Origin of the sequence: Vibrio sp. B1ASS3 (assembly GCF_905175355.1) — a bacterium.
Lineage (GTDB): Bacteria > Pseudomonadota > Gammaproteobacteria > Enterobacterales > Vibrionaceae > Vibrio > Vibrio owensii.
This window is the reverse complement of sequence record NZ_HG992742.1, coordinates 1,430,490-1,456,533: the sequence shown is the minus strand read 5'-3', so window position 1 is coordinate 1,456,533 and position 26,044 is coordinate 1,430,490. Positions and strand designations below refer to the sequence as shown.

Annotated in this window: 16 protein-coding genes and 2 pseudogenes; 6 read left to right on the top strand and 12 right to left on the bottom strand. The window is 45.7% G+C overall.

Going from position 1 to position 26,044, the window contains the following annotated elements; all coding sequences use genetic code 11:
- Positions 1-50: 50 nt before the first annotated feature.
- From KJB05_RS06625 to KJB05_RS06615, 3 genes and pseudogenes are all read right to left on the bottom strand, one after another.
- Positions 51-1,750 (bottom strand): annotated as a pseudogene (locus KJB05_RS06625) (EAL domain-containing protein); the annotation flags it as partial.
- Positions 1,751-1,759: 9 nt separating this feature from the next.
- Positions 1,760-3,097 (bottom strand): IS4 family transposase, encoded by a 1,338-nt coding sequence (locus KJB05_RS06620; protein WP_213053103.1) that lies wholly within the window; start codon positions 3,095-3,097, stop codon positions 1,760-1,762.
- Between the two features lie 82 nt (positions 3,098-3,179).
- Positions 3,180-3,947: pseudogene (locus tag KJB05_RS06615) on the bottom strand (PAS domain-containing protein); the annotation flags it as partial.
- A gap of 413 nt (positions 3,948-4,360) precedes the next feature.
- Between KJB05_RS06615 and KJB05_RS06610 the strand changes: the two are divergent.
- The 3 genes from KJB05_RS06610 to KJB05_RS06600 all read left to right on the top strand — a co-directional run bounded on the left by KJB05_RS06610 (position 4,361) and on the right by KJB05_RS06600 (position 11,490).
- Entirely contained in the window at positions 4,361-6,724 is a 2,364-nt protein-coding gene (locus tag KJB05_RS06610) for a YgiQ family radical SAM protein (protein WP_208444404.1), read from the top strand.
- Positions 6,725-7,011: 287 nt separating this feature from the next.
- Complete coding sequence (locus KJB05_RS06605; protein WP_208444403.1) at positions 7,012-10,533, top strand: T6SS effector BTH_I2691 family protein; 3,522 nt, start codon at positions 7,012-7,014, stop codon at positions 10,531-10,533.
- Between the two features lie 3 nt (positions 10,534-10,536).
- The gene (locus KJB05_RS06600; RefSeq protein ID WP_208444402.1) at positions 10,537-11,490 is read left to right on the top strand and encodes a hypothetical protein; all 954 of its coding nucleotides are present in this window, start codon (positions 10,537-10,539) and stop codon (positions 11,488-11,490) included.
- Between the two features lie 81 nt (positions 11,491-11,571).
- On the opposite strand, the gene KJB05_RS06595 is transcribed toward KJB05_RS06600, so the two are convergent.
- The 8 genes from KJB05_RS06595 to KJB05_RS06560 form a co-directional block, all read right to left on the bottom strand.
- Complete coding sequence (locus tag KJB05_RS06595; protein WP_208444401.1) at positions 11,572-12,894, bottom strand: CoA-disulfide reductase; 1,323 nt, start codon at positions 12,892-12,894, stop codon at positions 11,572-11,574.
- A 75-nt stretch (positions 12,895-12,969) separates the two neighbouring features.
- Positions 12,970-14,376, bottom strand: a complete 1,407-nt coding sequence (locus tag KJB05_RS06590; protein ID WP_020197900.1) for a cation:dicarboxylase symporter family transporter — start codon at positions 14,374-14,376, stop codon at positions 12,970-12,972.
- 40 nt (positions 14,377-14,416) lie between these two features.
- Positions 14,417-14,800, bottom strand: coding sequence for a RidA family protein (locus KJB05_RS06585; RefSeq protein ID WP_208444400.1), 384 nt, complete (start codon positions 14,798-14,800; stop codon positions 14,417-14,419).
- 24 nt (positions 14,801-14,824) lie between these two features.
- Positions 14,825-15,493: a PAS domain-containing protein gene (locus KJB05_RS06580; RefSeq protein WP_208444399.1), complete on the bottom strand. Its 669-nt coding sequence runs from the start codon at positions 15,491-15,493 to the stop codon at positions 14,825-14,827.
- 551 nt (positions 15,494-16,044) lie between these two features.
- Complete coding sequence (locus KJB05_RS06575; RefSeq protein WP_039842287.1) at positions 16,045-18,141, bottom strand: methyl-accepting chemotaxis protein; 2,097 nt, start codon at positions 18,139-18,141, stop codon at positions 16,045-16,047.
- A gap of 388 nt (positions 18,142-18,529) precedes the next feature.
- On the bottom strand, positions 18,530-18,952 hold the full coding sequence (locus KJB05_RS06570; RefSeq protein ID WP_208444398.1) for a GtrA family protein: 423 nt from the start codon (positions 18,950-18,952) through the stop codon (positions 18,530-18,532).
- A gap of 4 nt (positions 18,953-18,956) precedes the next feature.
- On the bottom strand, positions 18,957-20,363 hold the full coding sequence (locus KJB05_RS06565) for a glycosyltransferase family 39 protein (RefSeq protein WP_208444397.1): 1,407 nt from the start codon (positions 20,361-20,363) through the stop codon (positions 18,957-18,959).
- A 2-nt stretch (positions 20,364-20,365) separates the two neighbouring features.
- The gene (locus KJB05_RS06560; RefSeq protein WP_208444396.1) at positions 20,366-21,406 is read right to left on the bottom strand and encodes a glycosyltransferase family 2 protein; all 1,041 of its coding nucleotides are present in this window, start codon (positions 21,404-21,406) and stop codon (positions 20,366-20,368) included.
- Between the two features lie 152 nt (positions 21,407-21,558).
- Here KJB05_RS06560 and KJB05_RS06555 point away from each other — a divergent pair, with 152 nt between their 5' ends.
- Positions 21,559-22,236: a response regulator transcription factor gene (locus tag KJB05_RS06555; protein WP_208444395.1), complete on the top strand. Its 678-nt coding sequence runs from the start codon at positions 21,559-21,561 to the stop codon at positions 22,234-22,236.
- Positions 22,233-23,531: a HAMP domain-containing sensor histidine kinase gene (locus tag KJB05_RS06550; protein WP_041058243.1), complete on the top strand. Its 1,299-nt coding sequence runs from the start codon at positions 22,233-22,235 to the stop codon at positions 23,529-23,531. The genes KJB05_RS06555 and KJB05_RS06550 overlap by 4 nt, the downstream gene beginning before the upstream one ends.
- Positions 23,532-23,625: 94 nt before the next feature.
- Here the strand turns inward: KJB05_RS06550 and KJB05_RS06545 are convergent, their stop codons facing one another.
- Complete coding sequence (locus tag KJB05_RS06545) at positions 23,626-24,864, bottom strand: leucine-rich repeat-containing protein kinase family protein (RefSeq protein WP_208444407.1); 1,239 nt, start codon at positions 24,862-24,864, stop codon at positions 23,626-23,628.
- 221 nt (positions 24,865-25,085) lie between these two features.
- Between KJB05_RS06545 and KJB05_RS06540 the strand changes: the two genes are divergently transcribed.
- A complete protein-coding gene (locus KJB05_RS06540; protein ID WP_045412057.1) occupies positions 25,086-25,982 on the top strand; it encodes a 1-aminocyclopropane-1-carboxylate deaminase/D-cysteine desulfhydrase in 897 nt (298 codons plus the stop codon).
- Positions 25,983-26,044 lie beyond the last annotated feature (62 nt).

The following is a 26,044-nucleotide window of genomic DNA, read 5'->3' as shown; positions in this document are numbered from 1 at the left end:
ATTGGCTTGCAAGCGCTCAATACTGCTTGAGTAACAAACGACATGGGAGGTTAAGTACTTGCTAAGTACATCAACACATCTTCTTGCGTCAGCAAACCGCGATATTCGTTTTGCGAGTCACATAAAATCCAAGGGAACTTGGTGCCTGCTTTTACTAAAGCTTTCACTTCAGAGACCGGCAGGTTTGCATCCACTCTTTCAAACTCCGTATTCATCACTTGGTTAACCGGACGTTTCCAAATGCGGTTCTCTCTTTCTGATTCCAGATCCGTCCCCATCGCAGTTGTTAAATGCAAATTGACTTGTTCTTTAGTAATCAGACCAACACAGCACTTTTCATTGATCACGACTAAAGGCGCGTCTGGGCTAAGATTCATGTACTCAACCGCCAATGACAATGGCTCACCGGGGTCTAAACGTCTTACATCACGATGACTCAGTGAAAGTAAAGATTCATCACGTGTTGGCTTGATGGCGACCCCGTTAAAACGCTTCTTGTGACATTGCGGCTTGTCCAATAAAACCACAGGAATGGCTTGTGAAAACAAGAACCCCTGCATGTAATCCACGCCAACACTAGTAAGTACTTTCAGCTCCTCTTCTGACTCAACCCCTTCGGCAACCACTTTGACATTCAGCTTATGGGCGAGCTCAGTGATCATCTTAACGATGCTGTATTTTGTGCTGCCCTCTTCGATGTTCTTGACGAACTTGCGGTCGATCTTGAGTAGATCAAACTGGCCTTTTTCGAGATAGGAAAACGAAGAATATCCCGTACCAAAATCATCAATCGCAATCTTAATGCCCTGCCCGCGCAATTCTTCCAACGCGACTGTGTGCTCGTGGTCTTGTTCGAAATATGCTGTTTCAGTCAGCTCAATCGTAATACGGCTTGGGTCTACGCCGCTCTCTGCAATTAAGTCTAAAGAGCTTTGAAGAACTTGAAGAGAATCTAATTTGGTATTTAACGAGCGGTTGAGTGTTAAGCCAATCTCCTCACCATAGACTTTTGAATATGAGGCAATTGCTTCAGTGCAGTTCTACACACTACGTCGTCCAGTGCAGCGATCAACTCTAGGTCTTCCACCACTGAAATCATCTCTTGTGTGTCGTAGGTTTTGTTCTGATGGTAGAAACGAGCTAACGCCTCAAACTTCACGATTTTACCAGTGCGCGTTTCAATAATCGGTTGAAAATACACATCCACCAATTGGCTCTCAATTTGCGTTCTTAAAAACGCCTCCAAATGATGACGCTTGACCAACTCATCATGCAAGTCACTGTTGTAAAAACTAAAGTAACTTTGGTCACCTGTCGGTGCAGAGACCATCGCTTGCGCGGCATGCACCAAAGCTTGTCTTGGATTATTGGTATCGTAACCCAGTACTGATACCCCTGTTTGACCTTCTACAATCACATCATGCATGCTCGAACCCAGCTCACTTCTTAGTTCAACAAAAAAGCCTCTCAGCGCAATCTGAATCAGCCTCAAAGGGCTAAGCCATTGACAGCGAGGCGTCTGCAAACAAACGACAAATACATCTTTGGATAATTGACCGGCAATGCTCGCGTGTCGACTACGCATCATGAAATCCGCTAAACCGAGCTGTTGCTCAAGCAAGTTTTTACGCGAGAAATTAGGACGTAACGTCATGACGATGTTCAAATCTTTGTTGCCATTTTCTCGTGCTAGATTGGCGAGCTGCGATTCGAATTCGTCACGAGGAGGAAGAAAGGCCGACCATTGTTGCAATGTAGTTCACTTAAGCGGAGTTGCTTTGCGATTAACAGGATATCGGGTCTTTGATATTTTTACCGCCCTAGGCCGATTAGGCTTAGGGCGTTTGTCTATAAAGAGGATGGATAAATCTCCCCTGAGACTCTTTAAACGCTTAGGTGTATTGCCTGGCGATATCGCTTTACTCATCACCTTCAGTTGGCTCGCTATAAACTGACAAGCATATTTAAAGCTAATTTCATTCGGCATTCTTCCATGCTCAACCGCGGCCTGACTCGCTTCACGTCTTACTAAGTTATAACCAAGCAACAGCCCCCAGAGTTCTTGATAAACAAGGTCTACTGTTTTGCTGCGTAATACTAAGGTATTGTGTTGCATTGAGCTTTTGATATCACGATAACCCAATTCGATTTCCCAACGCTCGTGGTAGAGTTTGGCTACTGCCTTCGCGTCGTAGTTTGTTCTAGGAAGGGAGGTAAAAACGGTTTTCTGCTTACCTTGTACTTCGTAGGTCACCGCTCTGACTTGCCATTTCTCAGGTAAGCTAGGGTTCTTTTTGCGAGCTTGCGGAGAGACTTTCATTTCTATGAGCATGTCATTACTTTCTTCTTCATCTAGAAGTGTGTATTTCAGCCCCTTCCTTGCTGGTATCAACCAATGCCTATTGATACCGCTATTTTGAAGAGAGAGAAGTAAGTCTGCACCGTAAAACCCTTTATCCAGTAACGTCACAGAGTTATCTGGCAAGGAGTCGATGAAGGGCATAGCAAGCGGGATTTCACCACGCCGATAGGGGCTTATAGCGGCGTCAACGATGACATGAGAGCGGACATTCATGATAGTCACAACTCTTAGCACTGGATGCGGTGTCTGTCTGTTGCTGGAGGTATTACCCGAGCCAAAGTGCTCTCTAAGTTCGGGGGTATCTGCGGTTCGAAAAAGAGCACCGTCTACAGCAAAAACTTGTAATCCTTGCCACGTATCATCACGGTATCGTTCAAGACCCCACGTCCGCCCACATTGTTTAAACAAACACTCTGGTGCAGCTCTACCTAAACGTTGTCTTGCCTGAGTTAAAGCACTTTTTGCTAATAACTCTTCATCGGCTAAGCCATCCGCACAGACATTCATTCTTCGTGCAACTTCGGCAATAGGTTCATTACGGAAGAAGGCCATGCCGACAATTAACCACAAGACCATGTCACTTGGTAGCCGACGTCGGCGAATAGTCGCCTTATCAGAAAGACTAGCTGCCTTAACAACCCATTCATCTGGGATATGTTCAGAGAAAGTGGTGAGTTGAGCTACATCAACAGGATTTTCTTCGAGGAAATCGGCAAAACAGTTTTGGATAGACATAAAAAATCGGAAGCCTAGAAACAGGCTTCCGATTATCTCTCAGCAGAAGGATCGGTCAACCGATCCTTATCTGATCTACATTGGACCATTGTTGAGCTTGTTCTCCCGCTTTTTTCATCCAAAGCAGGGAGGCAGAGATATCCGTTGAAAAGCCAAGGAACAGCGTTCGGCCAGAGGTAAAGTTAAGACGATAGATACACAAATGGTGGGCTTGATTACTTCCGTTTGAAGCACGACTTAATAGATTGCCACTCCAGTAACCCTCTTGGCCAATCTGATCCCAGATATCATCGTAGAAGGCTTTACTGTGATGGTCCGAGCTAAAAATGTTCGTTTTCAAACCGACAATATCGCGATTTTTATATCCCATTTGTTGCTCAAAAGCACGGTTACAACCAAGGATTCGCGTCTCTTGATCAGCAACTAAGATACCTACGTTAGGTAAATCGAAGATGGTTTCGAGGATTTTTGCCAATTCCTCACAACCGGTGATACTCAATTGTGGAATAACATTGCCTTGAACTATGTGATCATTCAGGCGTTCAAAGCTCATATCGACATGAACCAACATGGCCTCGTTCGGCATCAAACAACACGACAAATTGCCATGCCCGCCATCACGTTCAATTTGCGCTATTTTTTCCCGTGCGACATCTTGTTGGCCTAACAACATATGTTCAAGCAAGTCGTCTAATCCGCTAATGGGTTTCTTTAAGCCGAAAGCGGCCATCATGCCATTCTGGTCACATTCAAATTCGCGGGTCTGAATATCGTAAGACCAATCGATAACCTGAGAATGACCGGACGCTGGCTGCACTTCTCCTTGTGCAATAGACAATAGTTCACTCATTACCTAGCCCCCTATTTTTATCAGCCATTGCCTCTTTGTACTGATTACCCATGGTGTCGCCTGATTTTGCTGTAGTTTTATGATTGCAAAGTGGTCAAACACCATTTGGAACGTCGATACGCTCGGTCAATACTCAAAGTCAAAATGACGTGTGCATTAGCATGCAGTTAATTAAATTATAGAAAGAGTTTTTGATAAGCACACTGTTGCTCAACAATAAATTTTCATCGTCTGCAAAGCCAATAACCATAAGGCTTTGAAGGACATAACGTAGTAAAAACCACCAGCCTAATTGCGAGTTATTTTCATCTAGCAATAAAACTTACTGAACTAAGCTTGATATGGGGACTTGGGTATAGATACCTGATTATCAAATCGCTATAATTCGCGCTCCCTGGAACAGAGAGCAAAATATGACCAACGACATTACTCCTATTCATGAGTACAAAAAATACTGGGCTGAGTGTTTTGGTACGGCACCTTTCTTGCCGACCAGCCGCAAAGAAATGGACGCCCTAGGATGGGATAGTTGTGACATTATCATTGTCACGGGTGACGCGTATGTGGATCATCCGAGCTTTGGTATGGCGATCATTGGTCGTCTTCTGGAAGCACAAGGCTTCCGTGTCGGTATCATTGCTCAACCAGAATGGAACAACAAAGATGCTTTCATGCAGCTTGGTAAGCCAAATCTGTTCTTCGGGATAACCGCGGGTAACATGGACTCGATGATCAACCGTTATACGGCGGACAAAAAGCTTCGTCACGATGATGCGTACACGCCAAACAACGAAGGCGGCAAGCGTCCAGATCGTGCTACTTTGGTGTACTCACAACGTTGTCGTGAAGCCTACAAAGGCACGCCTATTATTCTTGGCGGTATCGAAGCAAGTTTGCGTCGTGTGGCTCACTACGATTACTGGTCAGACAAAGTTCGTCGCTCTGTGCTGTTCGATGCGAAAGCGGACATTCTTCTTTTTGGTAACGCTGAGCGTGCTCTAGTAGAAGTCGCACATCGTCTTGCTGATGGCGAAGACATTTCGACCATGACCAACATTCGCGGTACTGCGGTTAACCTGCCAGCAGAGCCTGAAGGTTACACCGTTATCGATTCTTCTCGTATTGAGAAACCTCGTAAAGAAGCGTTCGTACCAAAGAACCCTTACGAAGTGGAAACTCAGTGCGATACCAAAAAAGAAGAGCCTGTTGCACAGCCAATCACGATTCGTCCATCACGTCATGATGCAGCGAACACAGCGGTGCGCTTACCAGCCTTCGAAAAATTGCACAACGACCGCATTCTTTATGCCCATGCCAGCCGTGTTCTGCACTTAGAGACCAACCCATATTCGGGTCGTGCTCTATTGCAACGTCATGGTGACCGTGAACTTTGGGTAAACCAAGCGCCAATCCCTCTGACTACAGAAGAGATGGACTACGTATTCGGCCTATCGTACGCGCGTGTTCCTCACCCTATGTATGGCAAAGCAAAGATCCCTGCTTACGACATGATCAAAACTTCGGTTAACATCATGCGTGGTTGTTTTGGTGGCTGTTCTTTCTGTTCGATTACTGAGCACGAAGGCCGTATCATTCAAAACCGTTCACAAGAATCCATCATCAATGAGTTGGAAGAAATCCGCGACAAAGTGCCTGGCTTTACCGGTACAATTTCTGACTTGGGTGGTCCAACGGCAAACATGTACCGTCTTGGCTGTAGCGATCCAAAAGCAGAAGCAAACTGTCGTCGCCCTTCTTGTGTGTTCCCGGGTATCTGTAACAAGCTAAACACGGACCACAAGCACACCATCGACCTTTACCGTGCAGCACGTAAAGTAGAAGGCGTGAAGAAAGTTATGATCGCATCTGGCGTACGTTACGACCTTGCGATTGAATCACCAGAGTACGTGAAAGAGCTGGTAACTCACCACGTAGGCGGTTACCTGAAAATTGCTCCTGAGCACACAGAAAAAGGTCCACTGGATCTGATGATGAAGCCGGGCATGGGCACTTACGACCGCTTTAAAGAGATGTTTGAGAAGTACAGCGCGGAAGCAGGTAAAAAACAATACCTGATCCCTTACTTTATCTCTGCACACCCAGGTACAGAAGACGAAGACATGCTGAACTTGGCTCTATGGCTGAAGAAGAACAACTTCGAGTGTGACCAAGTACAGAACTTCTACCCATCGCCAATGTGTAACGCAACGTCGATGTACTACTCAGAGACAAACCCTCTGAAACGCGTGAAGTACAAACAACGTGAAGATGTACCAGTGGCGAAAGGTGAACGTCAGCGTCGCCTACACAAAGCCCTACTTCGCTACCACGATCCAGCGAACTGGCCAATGATCCGCGAAGCGCTGATCAACATGGGTAAAAAACACCTGATTGGTGATAAACCAAACTGTCTGGTTCCAGCAGAAGACATTGATGCGCAAACTCCAGTACAGCGTCGTAAGTCTGGTCGTCACGGTGCAAACCGTTTTGCAACCAAACACACCAAAAACCAACCGGGCTTCGGTGGCCACTTGAACAAACGCTCTGAAGGCGGCTCACGAGACGGCAAGCCATCTGGCAACCGCAACGGTTCAGGTAAAGCGCAAGGCGGACAAAACGGCCAAGGTCGTGGCAACCAAAACGGTCAGCGTCCTAATACAGGATCACGTCCTGGTAGCAACAACCAAAACCGCTCCAACAGTGCGGGCTCACAAGGCCAAGGTCGTCCTCAAGGACAAGGCAAACCAGCGGGTCAACGCAAACCTAAGCGCCGTTAATTCAATAGAGCTTGAACAGTAAACTTGAATAGTAAAAGGGCTTCAGAGGTAACTCTGAAGCCCTTTTGTTTTGTCTGGATAATCATTGTTCTTTAGAGCGAGCTCTGTCAACCCACACTTGGTCTATATCGAAACAAAAAATGGTATACGCCAACCAACTTATTGGAAAAACAAACAACTTTTTGGTTAAAGCAGAATCACGTAAGAAATAACCTAATGATTTTTAGTCATTTTATTTTGGTGCGATATTTGCCTAATGGAGTAAAACTCTTAAACATAGGCTGACGATGAGTAATCCACTTCCGCCAAAAACTTCGATGTTTTGGCACGACAACAGCTATACCCACGAAGAAGCTGTTCAGGCATTTGAAAGCGATGGCACGTTGAAATCTCTAAATACCGTTCCAACCACCGCATCCGATGATATGGCTGGCTCGCCTCCAGAGCGCAGTATGTTTTGGGAAGGAGAAACCAAAAAAATCGATCCGCCACCGCCGTCTGAACCAGAACCTCTCAATTTAAAAACCGAGAAAGAACCAACAGAGGCTTTACCGGCACATTTCATCCCTGTTCGCTACGCCATCGATCAGCTAGAAACAGAAGAAACACAACCTTTTGGTTTGCCTGAAGAATGGAAAGGCCAAGGCCCAGCCAAACTCAATACCGTTGGCTACACCCTGCGTCAGCTTCGCGATGGTTGGTTGTATGTCTATGATGCAATCAACAAAAGCCTAGACGAATATGAAATCAAAGGAACGCAATTCACGCTCTACAAGTTGGGAGAGTCGGAAAGCCCAGAATCCGAACAGCGTGGGACACCAGAAGGTGCAAAACCTTTCCTTACTTACGAAGATGGGAGCGTGCTGTCGATTTGTTACTCTGAACACCGCTGGACATGGAACATGTTCATGCGCGTCCTTAACAATCCGAGTAATCATATCGATCGCATGCAGACTGTTGTTCTGTCTGCAAACGAGAATCAGCACAACATTGCATCAATAGATAAATTAACCCAAGTTGCTGATATTGAATCTTCTGCCGTCGATGATGGCCGCTTTGCGGATTCTGGCATCGCTACCAAAGCTGATGAAGATAGTTCTATCTTTAAACCTGTCGCAGCGGAGGGTGACTTAACCTCGGCGATTCCAGAAGAAGAGTCGGGCTACTTTGTCGCTATAAAAGATTACGCCGCAGACATTCAAGATATGTCGCTGCATTTTGTTGGCGCTGCAAGCCCATACCGCCTTTTCACTGACCAGTTTTCAAACCAGTGGAGCTTGATGCAGACCGCCATGCAACTGTGCATGTTCGGGGCAAGTGACGAGATAGACATGCCAGCTAACGTTAAGCGTAACGGAGAAGAGCTATCGTTTTATACCGACATGGCTGAGTATTATGATTCCTCTCACCAACTTAATTTGGCTGAACAAAACAAAAGCTCAGTTCAATCAAGCTATCCTGCTAAATTTTCCGCTGGAGCGATTGAATCACACCAACATACCCAAAGTGACATTGCCAAAGCAATACAGGACAAATATCGGATTTCTGCAAGCCGATTTGGTAAATACGAACAATGGATAGCGACTGAACGCTGGCGTAAGCAGCTCAACTGGAAGCAAATGCTGAGCGAGATGCAAGAGCTGTCAGAACAAAAAGAAACCATGCTTGCCCAAGTTGTCTCGGTAAAAAGGGACTTTATTGCTGTAATGGAATCTTTGACACCGCATCATCTCGAGAGAACCTTCGACCTATACAGCGAAGATACGCAGTACAGCTTGTATCAACTTCATAAACAAGCGGTTGAGTCATTTACTCTGGTGATGCAAGAAGAAGACCGCCAATGGGCTGAAAGCCAATGGGAGAAACCAACCAGTTTACTTGCTCTCTACACTTCCGGGTTTAGTCGTAGCCTCTTTAAACAAGTGGAGAAGTTAATTCCTGAACAAGTTTCAAATCAGGTAGGTGAAGTAGACGTCGCCAAAATTGCTCCAGACACTGAAAGCTCAGACAAACAATTTATGGACTACGTTTCGGCAGCAAGTAACCGTGTGGGTATGTATGCAAAAGTAATGGACTTTATTTCTAACCCAAATACTGCAGAAACCGAGTTTTTAAGAGATATAGCAAAAGGATTCGATGGGCTAGATACCATATTCAAAGCGACTAACAGTGCTTTACTGAAGGGGGCAATAGAGGTTGGTGTTAGCCTTACAGCCCAAGCGTCTATCTTAATGATATCTCTATTGTCAAAACCGCTCACCCGAACAAGTTTTTACCTAAGAGCTGCCGTTGTAGAACGTTTGTCGATAGACACTCCAATCAATATCAACAAAGGCTACGCACAAAATTTTGGTTCTTGGAAATCCAATCATGATAAAAAACTTATCGCATCCAACCAAAACAAGGAAGTGTTAGCAGCCTTCAACAAGGGTGATAAAACTATATCAAACACGCAGTATAAGAAGGCTCTCCAGCAACAGCGGCACCTTCAAAAAAGCTTAGCCGTTGCGACGTTTGAATACCCACAGTACGTAGAACTTCCAGATGACGTACTTAAGGCAACAATTCAAATGCGTAAAGACATATGGGATAACAGATTAAACAATCTTAATCAACGGTTTGAAGATGTGGGTGGTTTAGGCTTCTTAGCTCTGATTTTCAACTGCATCGCACTCGCTGATGCAATGAACAGTATTCAAGACACGGGGTTAATGTCCTCAGATGAATTTTTGGATATCCAACAAAAGTTATTTTACACAGTCAACGCTTGGACAGGTATTCGTACAGGTAAGTTATGGGAGAAAGTGAAGGGTGATCCTAGGTTAAGGTCACATTCATATAATGTCTTAAAAAAGTTAGTGAATAGAAACGAAGATACCTTTAAAAACTTAAACCTTGATGACCTAAAGGTATTCAATAAATGGCTAGCAATCACAGGGGCTTTAGGTGCGTTAGCTTCGGGTATTGAGGCTTACCGTTCTTGGCAGAGTGCTGACGAAGTTTATGGTCAAGAAAAATATCTGCATGTAGCAAATTCCCTAGTATTAACAGCAATGTCAGCTGTCGGTATATTCCAAGTATACGGAGGGTTAACTGGACAATTTGCATTAAACTTATCCTTTGGCGGGCCTATAACGGCCGGCCTGGTTATTCTCACGATTGCATACCTAGCCATCAATTATAAGTTGAATAAACTGAAACAAGATGATTTCCAAAAATGGTTAGATAAACTGCCTTGGGGTTATCACCCGACTCGCACTCAGTGGAGCCAATCTTCGAGCTTACCCGAAAGAGAGAAGCATAATTCAGCATTGGTTCAGCAAGCGCTGTTTGACTTACAATCTATTATTCAACAGCCTACGGTATACCATCAACCTATTGAAAAAGTACAAGCTTACCCAGGTTACACACATCGTGAGTTAATCGGTTTGGAAGTGCATATTCAACTGCCAAGGCGTGCTGCAACGAATGGTATTACGTTGAGAACTAACAGCAAGGCAACAGAAGATGATTTGATGTCAGGCTCGTGGCATCAAAACGCAGATTTAGTCACGCTACAAACTCAAGATCAAGCGAGCAAACAATCACTGGTGTACAAAGTAACCTTGCCAATTGAAGAAGCAGATCATTACCTTGCAATGCAAGTAGCTTACGATGTGGAAGATGATGCCCCTGCTAAGCGTGAGTATTGGTTCCAAAACGGCATAAAACAGAGTGCAACTTATGGCATTATTTCAGACAATATCAAACAAGACATAATTAAAAAAACACTCACCCCCGCTGTTGGCACACTAGGTTTTCAGGAGTAACCCTTGGCATATTCACCGTTTTATATCACCCCAGAAGAATTGGCGGTTTATCAAGAAGCACAAGAGCAAGAGATTCTCACAGGGGACAATTTAACAACATGGCATAAGTATGATGTAGAAGAGCCATTTCGCTACCATTACAAGTTAACGGCTTTGCCATTTATGAGCTTCTTATTTGTAATTGTATTTTTGACACACTCAAGTGATACGCTTGTCGTGACCTTTTTTGGCCTTATCTTGTCAGTAATGATGGCCGGTATCTTTTATCTTACGATTGGCCTCGACTATCGCTATGACTATATTTTTTCTGACAAAGGCTTTGTGATGAAAAAGCGTCGCAATATGCCTAAATGGGTAAATACCGCTACGCAAGCTGTTGGCTGGATAGGTGCAGTGGTTTGTGTGATTATGGTAGCACTGGTTGGTCCGATGGCATTAGCGGGAGCAGGTGCCTTCATTTTGCTTTCATTTGGTATGTTAAAACGCAAGCCCGATGAACCAACAGAAGTGAGAGTTGGAGAGCGTGAAGACTGGTTGTTTGCCGACTACAACAAAAAGCGCAAAGTGATCCAGTTCTACTTTAAGCAGGATAAGTGTGAATATATCGATATGGAACACAACACTATTGTCCGTTCACATAGTAGATCTGATTGCTACGTATTTTTCAAAACTGAAACGGACTTAGAATCTATGGTAAATCAGTTAGCCACGGAATATAAGCTGGATTGTACAGAGGTAGATGACCACAAAAAGCTGTTTGAATCGAAGCCAGAAGCTAGACTGTTTAACATTCCTGTTTGTAATAGAGAATATAAAACCGATGAGGTATTTGATTTAAGGGCGTCAAATGCCCCGCTCCCAGAGCGAGAGTACCTTTACAACGGTAAGTGGCAAACTGAATCAGAAATTGAACGCTTAAAAGCGACTGGTGAACAGCAAACCACTCCTGCTTCATAGTTCAAAACGAACATTAAAAAAGGGCTCCAGAGATAACTCTGGAGCCCTTTTGTTTTGTCTGAATGAACTTGGATAGCTAAATTATTTCGCTACGTTACCTGCAACGTTCAGCGCATCCCAAGTACGTGCGAATGGTGGTGCGTAGCAGAAGTCCATGTAACCTAGTTGCTGTGTGGTCATCTTCGCTGTGATGGCAACAGCGAGTGCGTTGATTCGGCCTACAGCGCCCTTCTTACCCACGATTTCGCCACCAAGCAGCACATTGGTTTCTGGGTGGTAAACCAGCTTCACTTTAATGTCTTCTTGACCTGGGTAGTAGTCGGTTTGGTTCTTATCTGAAATGGTTGAAACCTTCACTTCCAAACCGTGTTCTTTAGCTAGAAGTTCCGATACGCCTGTGCATGCCAGTTCGTAATCCAGCACTTTCAAGCAAGATGAACCCAAGAAGCCACTCATGTAAGTGTCTTTGCCTGCAAGTTTGTCAGCCATCATGCGCGCTTGCTTGTTGGCAGTGGTTGCCAGTGGAACATACACTGATTTGCCTAGCGCCATGTGGTGAACCACGGCACAGTCGCCAGCAGCGTAAATGTGTGCATCTTCTGTTGCGCCAAACTCATCTACTAGTAGTGCGCCGTTCGCTGCTTTTGGTAGCTCGAACGCTTCTGTGTTTGGTTTGAAGCCAAGTGACATGATCACAACATCTGCTTCAACATTGCCGTTGTCGGTTTCTACGATGTAACCGCCCTGCTCTGCGTCGCGAATGGCTAATACGCTGCAACCGGTTTTAAGCTCAGCGCCAGACTCACGAATCGCGCCTTCTACCACTTCAATCATCTCAGGGCTGAACTGACGACTCATCACATGTTGTTCACGCTCAATGATGGTGACGTGCTTACCTAGTAAGTGTGCGGCATCGAACACTTCAAGACCGATAAAACCACCGCCGATAACGCAAATGCGTTGTTTGTTGCTGTCCTCAAGCGCTTCTTTTACTGCCAAGCCATCTTCCATGCTGGTTAGCGTGTATACGTGCTCTGGGTTGAACTCGCCAAACGATGGCACGATTGGACGCGCGCCCGTGGCAATCACCAACATATCGTAATCGATGGTGCTTTCTTCACCTTGGTGGCGAACTTTGATCTGCTTTTCAGTGCGGTCTAGTGCCACCATTTCGGTTTCAATGCGTACGTCTAAACCAGATTTAATCGCTTGCTCTGGTGTACGAGAAATCATGCGCTCAGTGTCATCAAACATGCCACCAGCAAAATAAGGTAAACCACACGCACCGAACGAGATGTAATCGCGCTTATCCAGCACAATCACTTCATCCGATGGCTGATTACGTTTGTATTTCGCTGCGAAACTCATACCTGCAGCGCTACCGCCTACGACAACAACTTTCATATTTATTACCTAGATAACCTGAACTCAGGAAAACGGAGAGCACCCGCGTTGGGTGCTCTTTATTAAGTTTGGAAGTTACACTGCTGCTTCTTTTGTTACTGTTGCAGTAACGTCAGCATTGTATTGCTCAGTGTTTAGTGAGCCATTCTTCTTCGCGGTTAGTACACCTGACAACATTGAGCCAGAGATGTTAAGCGCGGTACGAGCCATGTCGATAAGCGCTTCGATAGAAACCAGAATCGCTACAACCGTAATGTCTAGACCCATGATAGTTAGCACTGCTACTGCTGCGAACGTTGCACCGCCACCAACACCTGCGATACCGAATGAAGCAATCGCGATTACAGCAATCAGTTGTAGGATGAAGCCTAGGTCAACTGGCATGCCCATTACTTGAGCCGCCATGATAGCTAGCATTGCTGGGTAGATACCCGCACAACCGTTCTGACCGATACTGGTACCGAATGTTGCTGACATGTTTGCTGTTTCTTCGTCCACACCTAGACGTTGAGTTTGAGTTTCAACGTTTAGTGGGATTGCCGCCATGCTTGAGCGAGAACCGAAGCCAAATACTAGCACTGGCCAGATTTTCTTCATGAACTTCGCAGGAGACAGACCGAACATAGACACCATCACGAAGTGGATAGCGAACATTACACCGATTGCCACGTAGCTTGCTAGTAGGAAGCGACCCATTTCTGCTAGTGCGAACAAATCGTTTGTCATCATGAACGTGGTCATCAGAGCGAATACACCGTAAGGCGTCAGCTTCAGAATCTCACGTACCATTGAAAGTACGACTTCTTTTGCAGAGTTGATGAAATCAACGAAGTTTTGCACTTTCTCTGGCTTACGGTTTTTCACTTGCAGGATACAGTAGCCAAGGAACATACCGAACAATACCGTTGATAGCGTCGACGTACGTTGAGAGCCCGTTAGCATGTCAAAGATGTTAGTTGGGATGATAGACAGCGCCATACCTGACAGACCGCTGCTTGCCATCGCATCTTGTGTTGCAATCAGAGAGTCACCACGCGCTTCGATAGCGCTGTTAGTGCCGATAGTGCTGACTAGCGCGTTAGCATCGATACCGAATAGGTAAATACTTGCGATGCCCACTGCCGCAGAGATAGCACAAGTGAAAAGTAGAATACCGATGATTTTTGGTGCGATGCGCGATAGTGCACCACCGCCTTCTACGTTCATGATCGAAGAGATCATCGCCACAAATACTAGCGGGATTACGATCATTTGTAGAAGCTTGATGTAGCCTTTACCGAACACAGAAATCAGTTCAGCAAAACCTGCCGTTGCAACGTTGCCAACACCGAATACGAGCTGAATCGCACCGCCGAATAACAGGCCGGCAGCAAGCGCACTCAGTACGCGGAAGTTAAAGCTTTTCTTTTGTTTTTTGAAGTTCGCAAGCAATGCGTAGAACCCAAAGAACAGGATGCTCAATCCAATAAATGAAACGCTCATGAGAATCTCCTATTGATACCCATTTATGTCCGAAAATCGGTTACTTTTTGTATGCAATGGCTTCAACTTCAACCAATGCGTCTTTTGGTAGTCTTGCTGCTTCAACGCAAGAGCGAGCTGGTGCGTTTTCTGTACCAAATACCTCTGTGTACACTTCGTTAAATGCGGCGAAGTTTTCCATGTCTGATAGGAAGCATGTCGTCTTCAATACTGTCTCTAGACCCGCACCGCTTGCTTCTAGAACCGCTTTTAAGTTCTCTAGAGACTGACGAGCTTGCTCTTTGATGCCGCCTTCAACAAACTGCATGGTTTCTGGAACCAGTGGTAGTTGGCCTGATGTGTAAACCATGTCGCCGTAAGACGTACCTTGAGAGTAAGGACCGATAGCGGCAGGTGCTTGTTCAGTGGCAATGATCTGTTTCACGATATAACTCCTAAGTTATTAGTTTTATTCTGATTTAAATTCACGGATAAACTTGTAAACCGCCTGACGGCTGATCCCAAGTTGCTCTGATACTTGTGTGGTCGTCTCTTTTAGCTCAAATACACCGTTATCAAATAAACAACGAATGATGGCTTTGTTACGACCTTTTGCGGAAACCGTCTCGTCTTGCTCCACCTCTTGCATGGCAGCGCTCAGTGCCTGCTTAATCACGTCGTTCGCGTTATTGCTGAAAGTTTCACTCAGCAAGGTTTGCGATACGTGACACTGTGGCATCAGCGTCTTGACGATTTCTGGGAATGGGAAAGATAAGTTCATGTTGATGCACAGCATGCCAATCGGCTTTTGCTCTGGGCCAGCCAAAATGCACGTTGTCGATTTCAGTAGCGAGCCATCGGCAGCATTGGTGAAATAACTCTTCGGAGAGACTTCGCCCGTTTTCTCGAATGTGCTCCACATACGCAAGCCCAAATCGGTGATTGGCGAGCCAATTTCACGCCCGGTATGATGACCATTCACGATCTTCACGACTGAATTTTCTAGGCTTTCAAATGAATGAATAACCACTTCACAGTACGGTCCGATCAAATCGGCAATCGTGTCTGCTAAACGAAAGTAGTTGCTTAAACATTCTCTGTCTTCGTCGGTGAATCGAACTTGCTTTACACTCATCATTTCGGTTTATATTTTTGAACTCAATGACTGCAAACTACTCCTTTCGGGTGGGTTCAGCAATACAGAGTAAACTTCTGTAAACCTAAAAAATGCGCTTAAAACACCAACAAATTACTAAGAATTGATCGAAATCACGCACAATAGTTGAACAAGATCACCAAAAACATATGAGTCAGGTTTAATTTCTTAAACCACATCAAAGTTTAAATATTTAAAATCAAAGATTGCGTTTTTGAACACTTTAATGATCTAGAACAAGTTCCAAAACCCAGTAAAAACCGCATACGGTAATAATCAATTTGAAGCGCAACTTGATTTATAAATCGGCGTCAATTACAGCACTCTCAAAAAGGCATTAGATGAATAAAACATCACCATGCACACATCACTTAATTCCGTTCCATGCCTATAAGACGAAGTCATTTTCAAAAAGACGCAACGAAAGAAGAAAAAGTTGAAATGAATAGTTTGGGTTAGTGTTATTGGCACGAACAAAAAAGCCGAGCGCATAATGCACTCGGCTTGTAAGGGAGACTCAATAAATGAAACGATTAAGACAGCTTGAACTTACTCAGTTCGCCGTGAAGATCGCTCGCTTTTACCGTTAACTCATTACTGATTTCAACTGAAGAAGTCATCGTATCCATCACCTCTACCGCCGTGTCGTTGATGATCACGACATTACGGTTAATCTCTTCCGATACTGAGCTTTGTTCTTCTGCTGCCGAAGCGATTTGGTTGTTCATGTCATTGATGACTTCAATCGCTTGGTTGATTTCAGACAGAGCCAAGTGCGCTGCTTGAGTCTCACCCTTAGTATCAATGGCTTGTTTTTGGCTTTGCTCCATCAACACCACGATAGATTGCGTCTCTTGCTCTAGTCGAGCCAGCATAGCGCGGATTTCTTCTGTTGAACCTTGAGTACGATTTGCCAGATTACGAACTTCATCGGCAACGACTGCAAAGCCTCGGCCTGCCTCACCTGCGCGAGCCGCTTCAATTGCAGCGTTCAGAGCCAATAGATTGGTTTGTTCTGCAATACCACCGATCTCGCTCAAAATGCCTTGAATCGCCGTGCTGGAATCGACCAAGTTCTGTGTTTGTTGCTGCGCATCGTTCACTTGCATTGCCAAGCTATCTACCGCATTTGCGGCGTTATCCATGCGTGTCATGCCGTTCAAGCTGTTGCTTTGTACTTGGCTTGCTGCCGCTGCCGCTTGAACTGCTGAGTTCGCGACCTCTTGTGCTGTGGCACTCATTTCATTGATTGCGGTTGCTAGCGAGTTCACCTCATTTACTTGAGCATTCAATTGGTCACGAGAAGCTGCGGCACGTGTTTGGCCTTCTGTGGCGTTCTTATCGACTTGGTCTGCCGTTGCCATAACAGTCAGCAGCATCTCTTGCATACGCGATAAGAAAGTATTGAACCAATGCGCCAGTTGCGCGGTTTCATCTTTGCCTTTCACTTCAATGCGGTAAGTCAGATCACCTTCACCTTGTGCAGCGTCTTTGAAACGTTCAACCAAGTTGTTCAGAACTTTACCAAGCGAGCTTGCAATAAATGCCATTGCAGCAATGCCTAGAAGAGCAGCGATGATCCCCGCCCAGATACCTTTTTCAAGCGCTTCTGAATTCTGGTCATCACTCCATTGTTGGTAGTCGTCGACGCTTTTTGTAAGGTGGTTGCTGGGAACTGACACCATGACTACCCACGGTGCATCGCTCGTATCGATAGCCGTGATCGCGTATTCATCACCACCAAAAGTCACCAAACCTGCGCCATCACGTTTTGCAATAGACTGGATGTTTGACCATTCTGCAGCAAGCTCAGACGATACTTTCTTACCAACCATATCGGCAGCACGGCTGTTCGCAAGCGTAATGCCTTTCCAAGACGTGATAAGGATTTTGCCTTCGCCATCAAACAGGTTATGCGCAAAGCGTTCACTCTGGCTTTGCAGCTCATGCAGCGACAAATCGAAGCCTAAAGAACCGATGATTTTGCCATCCTGCTTAATTGGTTGGCTGATGGTCGTGATCAGCTCTTGCTTGCCTCTTACCGGATAGAAGTAAGGCTCCATGACAAACGTCTTGCCCGTTTCGTAAGGCATAAGGTGCCAATCATCTTTGCGCTCACCATTGCTGTTGAGTTCTGTATTGCTGAAGCTTTCCATGGCGACCGCATCAAAGCTGTCGTGCTCGTTCGGCGAGAAAAACGGCGCAAGATAACCTTGGCTGTTAAACCCATCTTCTGCGTTGAACGTCACTTGTTGTGGCCATGTTTTATCTTGCCAAACCATGTAGCCAGCAAATACGGCTTTATTCTGAGCCTCTAGCGCGGCAGTAAACTGTTTAACAATAAGGTCTGCGCTTGCGTTACGTTCTGCGCTTAACTCAATAATAGAGCGCGCTTGCTTTAGGTTTGCCAAAACAGGATCAAGCTGGTTAGCGATATTCAAACCTTGCTGAATCGCAGTATTTTGCAGATCTGTGTTGGTCGCATCGGTCAATTGCGCTTTCACTTTTTCGTTAATTTGCTTGTTCACATCCGTGAAAGCGTTGGTGGTCATGCCCATTGCAATCAACAAAGTGAAAGCCATTGCTCCACCCGCACTCACTGCAATTCGCGTACGTATACTGTTAAACATAATAGCCTCTATGACTGATGATAAATTGGCGTTAGCTTTTGAAATTTAGTGGATTTTAAACAACAGAAGTGAATAGAAGACGCCAAAATATGAACAGAAAGAGAACAGAAAGATCTGCATTATTAACAGAGTTACGGCGGAGAGCGGTTTTATATTTTCTAAGTATGAGCCGCACAATAAATAAAGTGCATCAGAAGAAAGCCTAAGCTCTTGTATTTATAGAACTTACCCTTAATAATAAAATGGTTTTTATATGAAAATAGAGAGATATCAGAGCGCATGGATAGAAAGAGACAGATTACTCAATACGTGACATGGGTCACACTTAAATTTCATCCATCTCCCTGTTTTAAATGGAATTATCGTCACTCTCGACAACCAAACCTACTTACCCTTGGCGAAACACCCATTTTGCACTGAGCAAATAATTGCTCACCATGCCTGCCAATATGCCTAAGATCAAAGCCAAATAGACCATCACTCCTTGCGTTCCTAGCGCGAGCGTTACGCCTTTGAACACAATAAAGTTAGGCAAAGCACTGATAAAGGCACTCGCCATAAATTTTTGCCATTGAGCGAAAGGGTTGGTTTTTTCTGCTTGATAGAAAGTCAGCCAGCGATTGCCAAGCCAAGTCGTTGTAGCTGCGAACAAAAATGCTATCCCACGAGCCAGCATCAGCTCCAGACCAAACCAATGGAACAACACAGAAAAGATAAGGGTGTCGACCATAAAGCCGACACCACCTACTAGAGCAAACCTTGTTAACGAAGCAAACCTTTCCAGCGAAGCAAATTTTGTTAATTTGCGCATTCCGTTATCCAACCACACAGGTGTAGAGTGAGCGTTTCGATTTTGCTGTAAACTCGTTGGTACAACTCAACGCATTTTCATGAATCATGCTATCCACTTGCTGCGATTTACCAATCAGGTGGAATTTCTTCAGATTGTTTAAGTCATTCTTATCTTCAAGCTTTTTCGCCTGACCATGACTATAGAACTGGCCTGAGAACGGGCGCTTACCAATATAAAAGACCGGAGCGTTGTCATTAATTTGCGCGAAGATGATGCGGTCGCTGCGACTATCTGCTTTGCCCATATTCAAAACCAACATCGCAATCATAAGCAGGGCTGGCAACACCGCTGCCGTTCCGGTCAGCCATTTGAAATCGTGTTTATCCACCAGCATTGCAATCAAGATACCCAATGCAGGCACACCCGGTAGTACGTAAGCAGGCAAAATATTCCCAGCCATGGTGAACAAGATCATTGGTGAAATCAGCCAACACATCAGGAAGCTAAACAGACCTTGATGATCGGTTTCAATGGCTTTGAGCACCTTACGACGTTTCCACGCCAAGATAGGCAATACAATTGACCAAGGCGCAGCCGACTGCAGCCAAAACAACCAGATCATTCCGCGCGGTTCATCATGAGCAGAGCCGTACAAGTCTCCTTCCCAACCGCTCACGACAAAACGCTTAAAGTGCTCGCCAACAATGAAGTAATCAATAAAGCCCGGCGTTGCCATCTCTGCCATGATGTACCAAGGCAAAGCAACTGCCAGCATGAGCGCCAAACCCGATACAATTGGAAAACGCTGCCACAAGGCTTTGAAGGCACCAAAGAAACCATGCTGAATCACGAGCCAAGGAAACACTGCGATACCCATAATCACGATCGCCACTGGACCTTTTGCTAACAGCCCGCAAGCCAAGCCAAAGAAACCGAGGTAACCCCACAATCGGCTGTGTTTGTCTTTGCCAAGCCAGCAGTAGTAAAAGCCGACCATCGCCATCGTCATTGCCAACGTCAGTGCCATGTCCGTCATCACAGTGCCCGCCGCAATGGAAAAGATGCCACACGTTGCCAATACCAACGCTGCGATGACTGCATTAAAGCCAGCGCGATGCGCCATGAAAGCAACAAAAACAATCGTCGCAACACCCGCTAACCAATGAGGCGCGCGCACTGCAAATTCATTCAATCCAAACAGCTCAATGCCGTAAGCACTCATCCACGTGAACAGGGGTGGCTTCCCCCAAAAAGGCACGCCGTAATCAAACTGTGGGGTAAGCCAATTGCCGGTTTCCACCATTAAGCGCGCCATTTCGCCGTAGCGGGCTTCGGTGGTGTCCATCAAAGGGTAAGCGGCAAGTGAAATAAGACGGAGTAAAAGAGCAAACGCCAACAACAACCACAGATGGGTTTTATTAATACTCATGATTACGCGGTTTCTCCAAGTTTAAACTTCATGGTTTGGATGGATTGATGTTTTGCAGGCTGCTCATAAACAGACTGAACAAGATAAAGAGGACGTTGCTTGGTCTCGACAAAAATGCGGCCAATGTATTCACCTAAAAGGCCAATCGACAGCAGTTGCACACCGCCCAAGGCAAGTTGGACGACCATCATGGATGGGTAGCCAGTGACAGGCTCACCAAACACAACAGTTTTCATCACTATGAATGCGCCATAGATAAAGGCACTGAACGCCACTAACGCACCAGCAAATGTCGCTAAGCGTAAAGGACGAATGGAAAACGAGGTAATGCCATCTATTGCAAGGCCAATCAGCTTGAGGTAGTTCCATTTGGTTTCACCACAGAAACGAGCGTCACGCTCAAACTGAACCGTCACTTGCTTGAAACCCGGCCAAGAGAAAATACCTTTCATGTATCGGTTACGCTCTGGCAACGCATTGATGTGTTTAACCACTTTTGCGCTCAGTAGACGGAAATCACCCACGTTCTCAGGCACATCCAATTTCGCCATGCTGTTAAGCACTTTGTAAAAGCAAGCGGCCGAAAAGCGTTTGAACCAAGTTTCACCGTGGCGTTCGCTGCGCTGCATATTCACCACGTCATACCCCTCACGCCATTTTGATACCATTTGCGGGATCAACTCAGGCGGGTCTTGCAAGTCAGCATCAATCACGATCACCGCTTCACCTTGACAGTGTTCCAAGCCCGCACTCATGGCAGACTCTTTGCCGAAGTTACGGCTTAGTGCAATACAACGAACGTCGCTAGAAGATTGAGAAAAGTTTTGCGCGATCATTAGGCTGTCGTCTTTGCTGCCGTCGTCAACATAGACGATTTCACAGCGTTCTGGCATTTCATCCAAAACGGCGGCTAAACGACGATGAAATTCAGGCAAGACTTCTTGCTCGTTAAAGAATGGCACCACAACAGACAAAACTGTTTTAGGCTCAGTGTGTTGGCTCACCTTTGAAAAGGTTGCAGCGTGAATGTTGAAGGTTGACATGCTACTCTTCCACTAAATCCGATGAATGAATCTAGTCTACAAACATCAATGTGAAAGAGATGTTGTTGACATCTTTTTCACGTTCTTAGTGAATAATGTTCGGTTAAGACGAAGTCTTATTTTCGAAAACCCGCCCACTTGGAGAGAAATACATGAAACGCGTACTTTTAGTCGAAGATAATCGAGAAATCGCAGGCATGCTGTTCGATTATTTTGAGTGTGCAGGTATGGAACTCGATTATGCAGACAACGGCGAGCTCGGCCTGAAACTGGCGATGGAAAACACCTTCGACATCATCTTGCTCGACCTCATGCTGCCACGCATGGATGGCCTGACCATGTGTAATAAACTTCGCGACTCGGGCAACAACACACCGGTACTTATGCTCACTGCACTCGATAGCCGCGACGATATGCTCAAAGGCTTTCAACACGGTGCCGATGACTATCTGACCAAACCTTTCGATCTGGATATTCTTGAAGCGCGCATGATGGCACTGATCCGCCGTTACCGCGGCACTGTCGCGTCGAGCAAGTTGGAATATGGCGAAGTCTCTATCGACCAAAAAACGCGTAAAGCTTACCGCCAAGATAAACTGCTGGCGCTAAACCCCACCACTTACACCATTCTGGAAATGCTTGTGAAAAGCGCACCAGATGTAGTGACACGTGAAGAAATCGCCTTCCAACTGTGGCAAGAGAACGAGCCGAACAACGACGTTCTGCGCAGCCACATTTACCAACTTCGCAACCAACTTGATAAGCCATTTGAACAACATGTCCTGATCACCGTACCGAAAGTTGGCTTCCGCTTGGAGACAGGTGCATGATCAATCGCTTACTTGCTAGCACGCAAAGCACACAAAGTATGACAGGGCGACTCGCTCTGTTTTTCTCTTTTGTGTCGGTCGTGATTGGCATCTTCTGCTTTTTGTTGATTACCGGCTCCCTGCTTTGGTCTGAAGACCGCGTGGGCGAGCGTCGTATTATGGTCGACAAAAAAGAAGCGATTGAACATTTCCAATCCCACCCAGAGCAAGGCAGCATTCAACTTGACCTGCTCACCACCGCTTATAACGACATCTCATTGGTTGCCGAGCGCTACCAAAAATACCTGATTGGTCAAAAGCACTTTCTTGATGAAGTAGAAGACGGTGAATACTCGCGCATGGTTTACATGAGCACTTACACCTACAAAGGCGTTGAGCATCCCGTGATTCTGGTTTCCTTAATTGATGAAATCGAGATCACCTCAGAGGAATTCATTCTCGTCGTCGCTATGGTGCTGTCCATTGTCGCCGTGCTGGTGTTTCTGTTTGGTAGCCTGCTGCTGCGTTTGTCACAGCGCTTAATTGAACCCGTCAATGCGCTTAAAACCCAACTCGATCATCATCAAGGCGATGCCACACAGACTTTTAGTGTGCCCGAAGGCTCGGCCAAGGAGTTCCAAACCCTTGCGGATGAGTTGAATGAGTACCGCCACAAAATCAACCAAGTCATCAAGCGTGAGCAAGCCTTTGCACGATACGCAAGCCATGAACTGCGTACACCGTTAACCGTAATGAAAGGCTCAAGCAGCTTACTGGCGAGAAGTGCGAACACGGATTTCCAAACCCGCCAAGTGAACCGAATTCAGGATGCGACGCAGCAGATGTCGACCATGGTGGATGCCCTACTCGGCTTAGTGCGTTACGAGCGTAATGCAGATGATTCACCAGTGCGCAGCATCACCGAAGAAGAACTCAACCAAATCATCTTCCAAAGCCAAGCTCAGGCGGATGAGAAAGCACTCAGCTTTGATGTTCAGATCGACGGCAACCCAAGAACGCGCGCAACCAATGCCGTGTTGACTATTATTCTTGGCAACCTGATTCGCAACGGCATCGCCGCGACACCATCGGGATCAATTCATATCAATATGGATGAAAACACCATCTCGGTACGTGATGAAGGTGAAGGCTTTTCGACCATTCCGCACTCTGATGGGCACGGATTAGGTTTGATGATTGTGGATGATTTGTGCCAACGCTATGGCTGGCAATTTAAGATTGGTACACATCCAGAAGGTGGTTGTGAGGCAGTAATTGATCTTGCGTCAGAGCATCAAGAGGCTTGCTCAGAGTAACTTCCCCAGCGCCTAATTCAATTGAGAGGTATCTACTTTGCTAAGTATCAAACGAGCAATTCGATACCTCTTTTTGATTCAATTGAATGAAACCTTATGCCGCAAGCGCTGCTAGTCGATTGAATGCTTGCGATGCCGATTCTGACGCTTCGCACACAGAAAACATATCTTCGATAAAGTACTTCAACGCTCTCGATTCAATGGTTCTGATTGCCGCTTGCTGCTCGTCAGATAAGTAACCGTAAATGCTCGCTGCGCCAAAGTCGCCGAAGATCATCTCACCTTGGTCATTCACCAAAGTATTGTGCGCATACAAATCGCCATGGCATACCTTGTTATCGTGCAGGTGATTAAATACGTCCACCATTTGTTCAACAATAGAATTCACTTGCTCGACCGTCAGCGTAAACCCTTGTGGGAATGTATCTCGGGTGCAAGTTTCCAGTGTTGGCGGTAAACCCAAGTTGTAGTAACGGTTTGGGATCAGCTCCATCACCAAAGCAAGCTCATTACCATCGTCTACTTGCGCGATGGATTTCACCAAGTTGTTGTGATGCCCGGCTTGTAAACATGCTTCAAGTTCATCATGTGGGTAACCGTCACTGGTCACTTCGCCCTTGAACACTTTCACCGCCACTTCGTTCGGGAAGTCGTATTGAGCGTCAGTCCAGTTAGCATGAGAAATCACACCACTCGCACCTTGGCCAAGAACATGATTAAGCGAGTAACTGTTTGTCGTCACTTTCGGCACGCTATCTAACGAAGATGGATGCTTGCAGAATGGGTTACCTGCGAAAGCAAACCATGCCAATTTAGGTAGCTTCATCAACACATCCGGGAAGTGCTCTAACTGGTTCGCAGAGAGACGAATCAATTCTAAATTGACCAAGTTTTCCATGCTGTTTGGCAGTTGCTTGATGCGATTGCCCGCCAATGCAAGCTTTCTTAGGCGTGGTCTTTCACCCAGACTGTTTGGGAGAACTTCAATCTCGTTGTCAGTCAGAATCAACCAACGTAACTGAGTTGGTAATGAGGCTTCACTCACCACTTTGATCTTGTTGGTTTTAAACCCAACCATTTCAAGGTTTGGCAGTTTGCCCAATACCTTTGGCAAATGGGTGAACTGGTTGTTGGAAGCAAAGATGATTTTTAACTTGGTCAGCTGTTCCAACTCTGGTGGTAAATCTGACAGTGCGTTACCAGACAAATCTAACACTTCAAGCGTTTCTGCAAGCTCTAAAATTTCCATAGGAAACTCAGTTAGCCCTTGCGCCAACTTCAGTTGTTTCGTTCCTACTAATTGTCCTGTTTTTAATTGTTCTAGAGTTTGCAAAACCAAGCCTTCTGATTGAGTTGAAATAAGCGGCGTAGTGTACGTGGCTTGAAGCAGAAAGGCGAGCCATTGCATTACAGCCCCAGTAAAAGCGCGTCAAAACATCAGGAATAACCGAAATGGATGTACTGAAACCCAGACTTTTTATCTGGGTTTAATGGCGTTACACTACGCGCCCTTTTTAACGGCAAGGTCGCGTGGTTGGACACGTCAGCAGTAGCATGAAACTCTCTGAAAGCCCGATAACTCAACACAACTTCAACGGTCATACGTTTTTCCTTAAGCGTGATGACATGCTGCATTCTCACTTTTCTGGGAACAAGGCACGTAAGTTTATGGCGTTGATGGAAACGCAGAACAGCGACATCAAAACCCTCATCAGTTATGGCTCTGCTCAATCCAACGCGATGTATTCGCTTGCCGCTCTGGCGCAAATCAAAGGCTGGAATTTCGAGTTCTATGTTCAACACATTCCGTCTTGGCTTAAAGACTCCCCTATCGGCAACTATCGTGGTGCGCTTGATTTGGGTATGAGTATCACGGCGATGCAGGACATTGAATCCGATTTGCATCCAACCGAATACATCGAACAGGTTCGTGGCTTGGACGACACGACCTTGGTGGTTCCAGAAGGCGGTAAAGCGAAGATTGCTGAAGCTGGAGTAAAGCAATTAGCGCGCGAGCTGCTTGATTGGACTCGTCTTGAAGGCAAAAAACAGTTTGTTGTGGCACTACCATCAGGAACCGGAACCACTGCGCTGTACTTGAGCAAACATTTGAAACCACACGGAATCGAGGTTGTTACCTGTGCTTGTGTCGGTGATGCTCAATACCTCACTGAACAATTCAACACGCTAGAAACAGACAATCACCCAACCATTTTGTCGGTACGCGATAAGCACCATTTCGGTCGTTTATATCAAAGCGATTACGAGACGTGGAATGCACTCTACGATCAAACCAACCTAGAGTTCGATCTGCTGTATGACCCTTACATGTGGCAATGCTTACAGCCGTGGTTGGCAGAAAATGAAGATAAGACGTTGATTTACATCCATCAAGGCGGGTTGCTTGGCAATGAATCCATGTTGCCGAGATACCAAAGAGAGTTTGAGTAAGCTTATTGGTTCTTCCAATAGATCACGGCGCTGGTTAATGGTTATGATTGGCTATCGGTTAT

Excerpts from the sequence above, each read along its gene's own strand:
- KJB05_RS06620 (WP_213053103.1), bottom strand. The coding sequence starts at position 3,097 with ATGTCTATCCAAAACTGTTTTGCCGATTTCCTCGAAGAAAATCCTGTT.
- KJB05_RS06610 (WP_208444404.1), top strand. The coding sequence starts at position 4,361 with ATGACCAACGACATTACTCCTATTCATGAGTACAAAAAATACTGGGCT.
- KJB05_RS06605 (WP_208444403.1), top strand. The coding sequence starts at position 7,012 with ATGAGTAATCCACTTCCGCCAAAAACTTCGATGTTTTGGCACGACAAC.
- KJB05_RS06595 (WP_208444401.1), bottom strand. The coding sequence starts at position 12,894 with ATGAAAGTTGTTGTCGTAGGCGGTAGCGCTGCAGGTATGAGTTTCGCA.
- KJB05_RS06590 (WP_020197900.1), bottom strand. The coding sequence starts at position 14,376 with ATGAGCGTTTCATTTATTGGATTGAGCATCCTGTTCTTTGGGTTCTAC.
- KJB05_RS06580 (WP_208444399.1), bottom strand. The coding sequence starts at position 15,493 with ATGATGAGTGTAAAGCAAGTTCGATTCACCGACGAAGACAGAGAATGT.
- KJB05_RS06575 (WP_039842287.1), bottom strand. The coding sequence starts at position 18,141 with ATGTTTAACAGTATACGTACGCGAATTGCAGTGAGTGCGGGTGGAGCA.
- KJB05_RS06570 (WP_208444398.1), bottom strand. The coding sequence starts at position 18,952 with ATGCGCAAATTAACAAAATTTGCTTCGCTGGAAAGGTTTGCTTCGTTA.
- KJB05_RS06565 (WP_208444397.1), bottom strand. The coding sequence starts at position 20,363 with ATGAGTATTAATAAAACCCATCTGTGGTTGTTGTTGGCGTTTGCTCTT.
- KJB05_RS06560 (WP_208444396.1), bottom strand. The coding sequence starts at position 21,406 with ATGTCAACCTTCAACATTCACGCTGCAACCTTTTCAAAGGTGAGCCAA.
- KJB05_RS06555 (WP_208444395.1), top strand. The coding sequence starts at position 21,559 with ATGAAACGCGTACTTTTAGTCGAAGATAATCGAGAAATCGCAGGCATG.
- KJB05_RS06550 (WP_041058243.1), top strand. The coding sequence starts at position 22,233 with ATGATCAATCGCTTACTTGCTAGCACGCAAAGCACACAAAGTATGACA.
- KJB05_RS06540 (WP_045412057.1), top strand. The coding sequence starts at position 25,086 with ATGAAACTCTCTGAAAGCCCGATAACTCAACACAACTTCAACGGTCAT.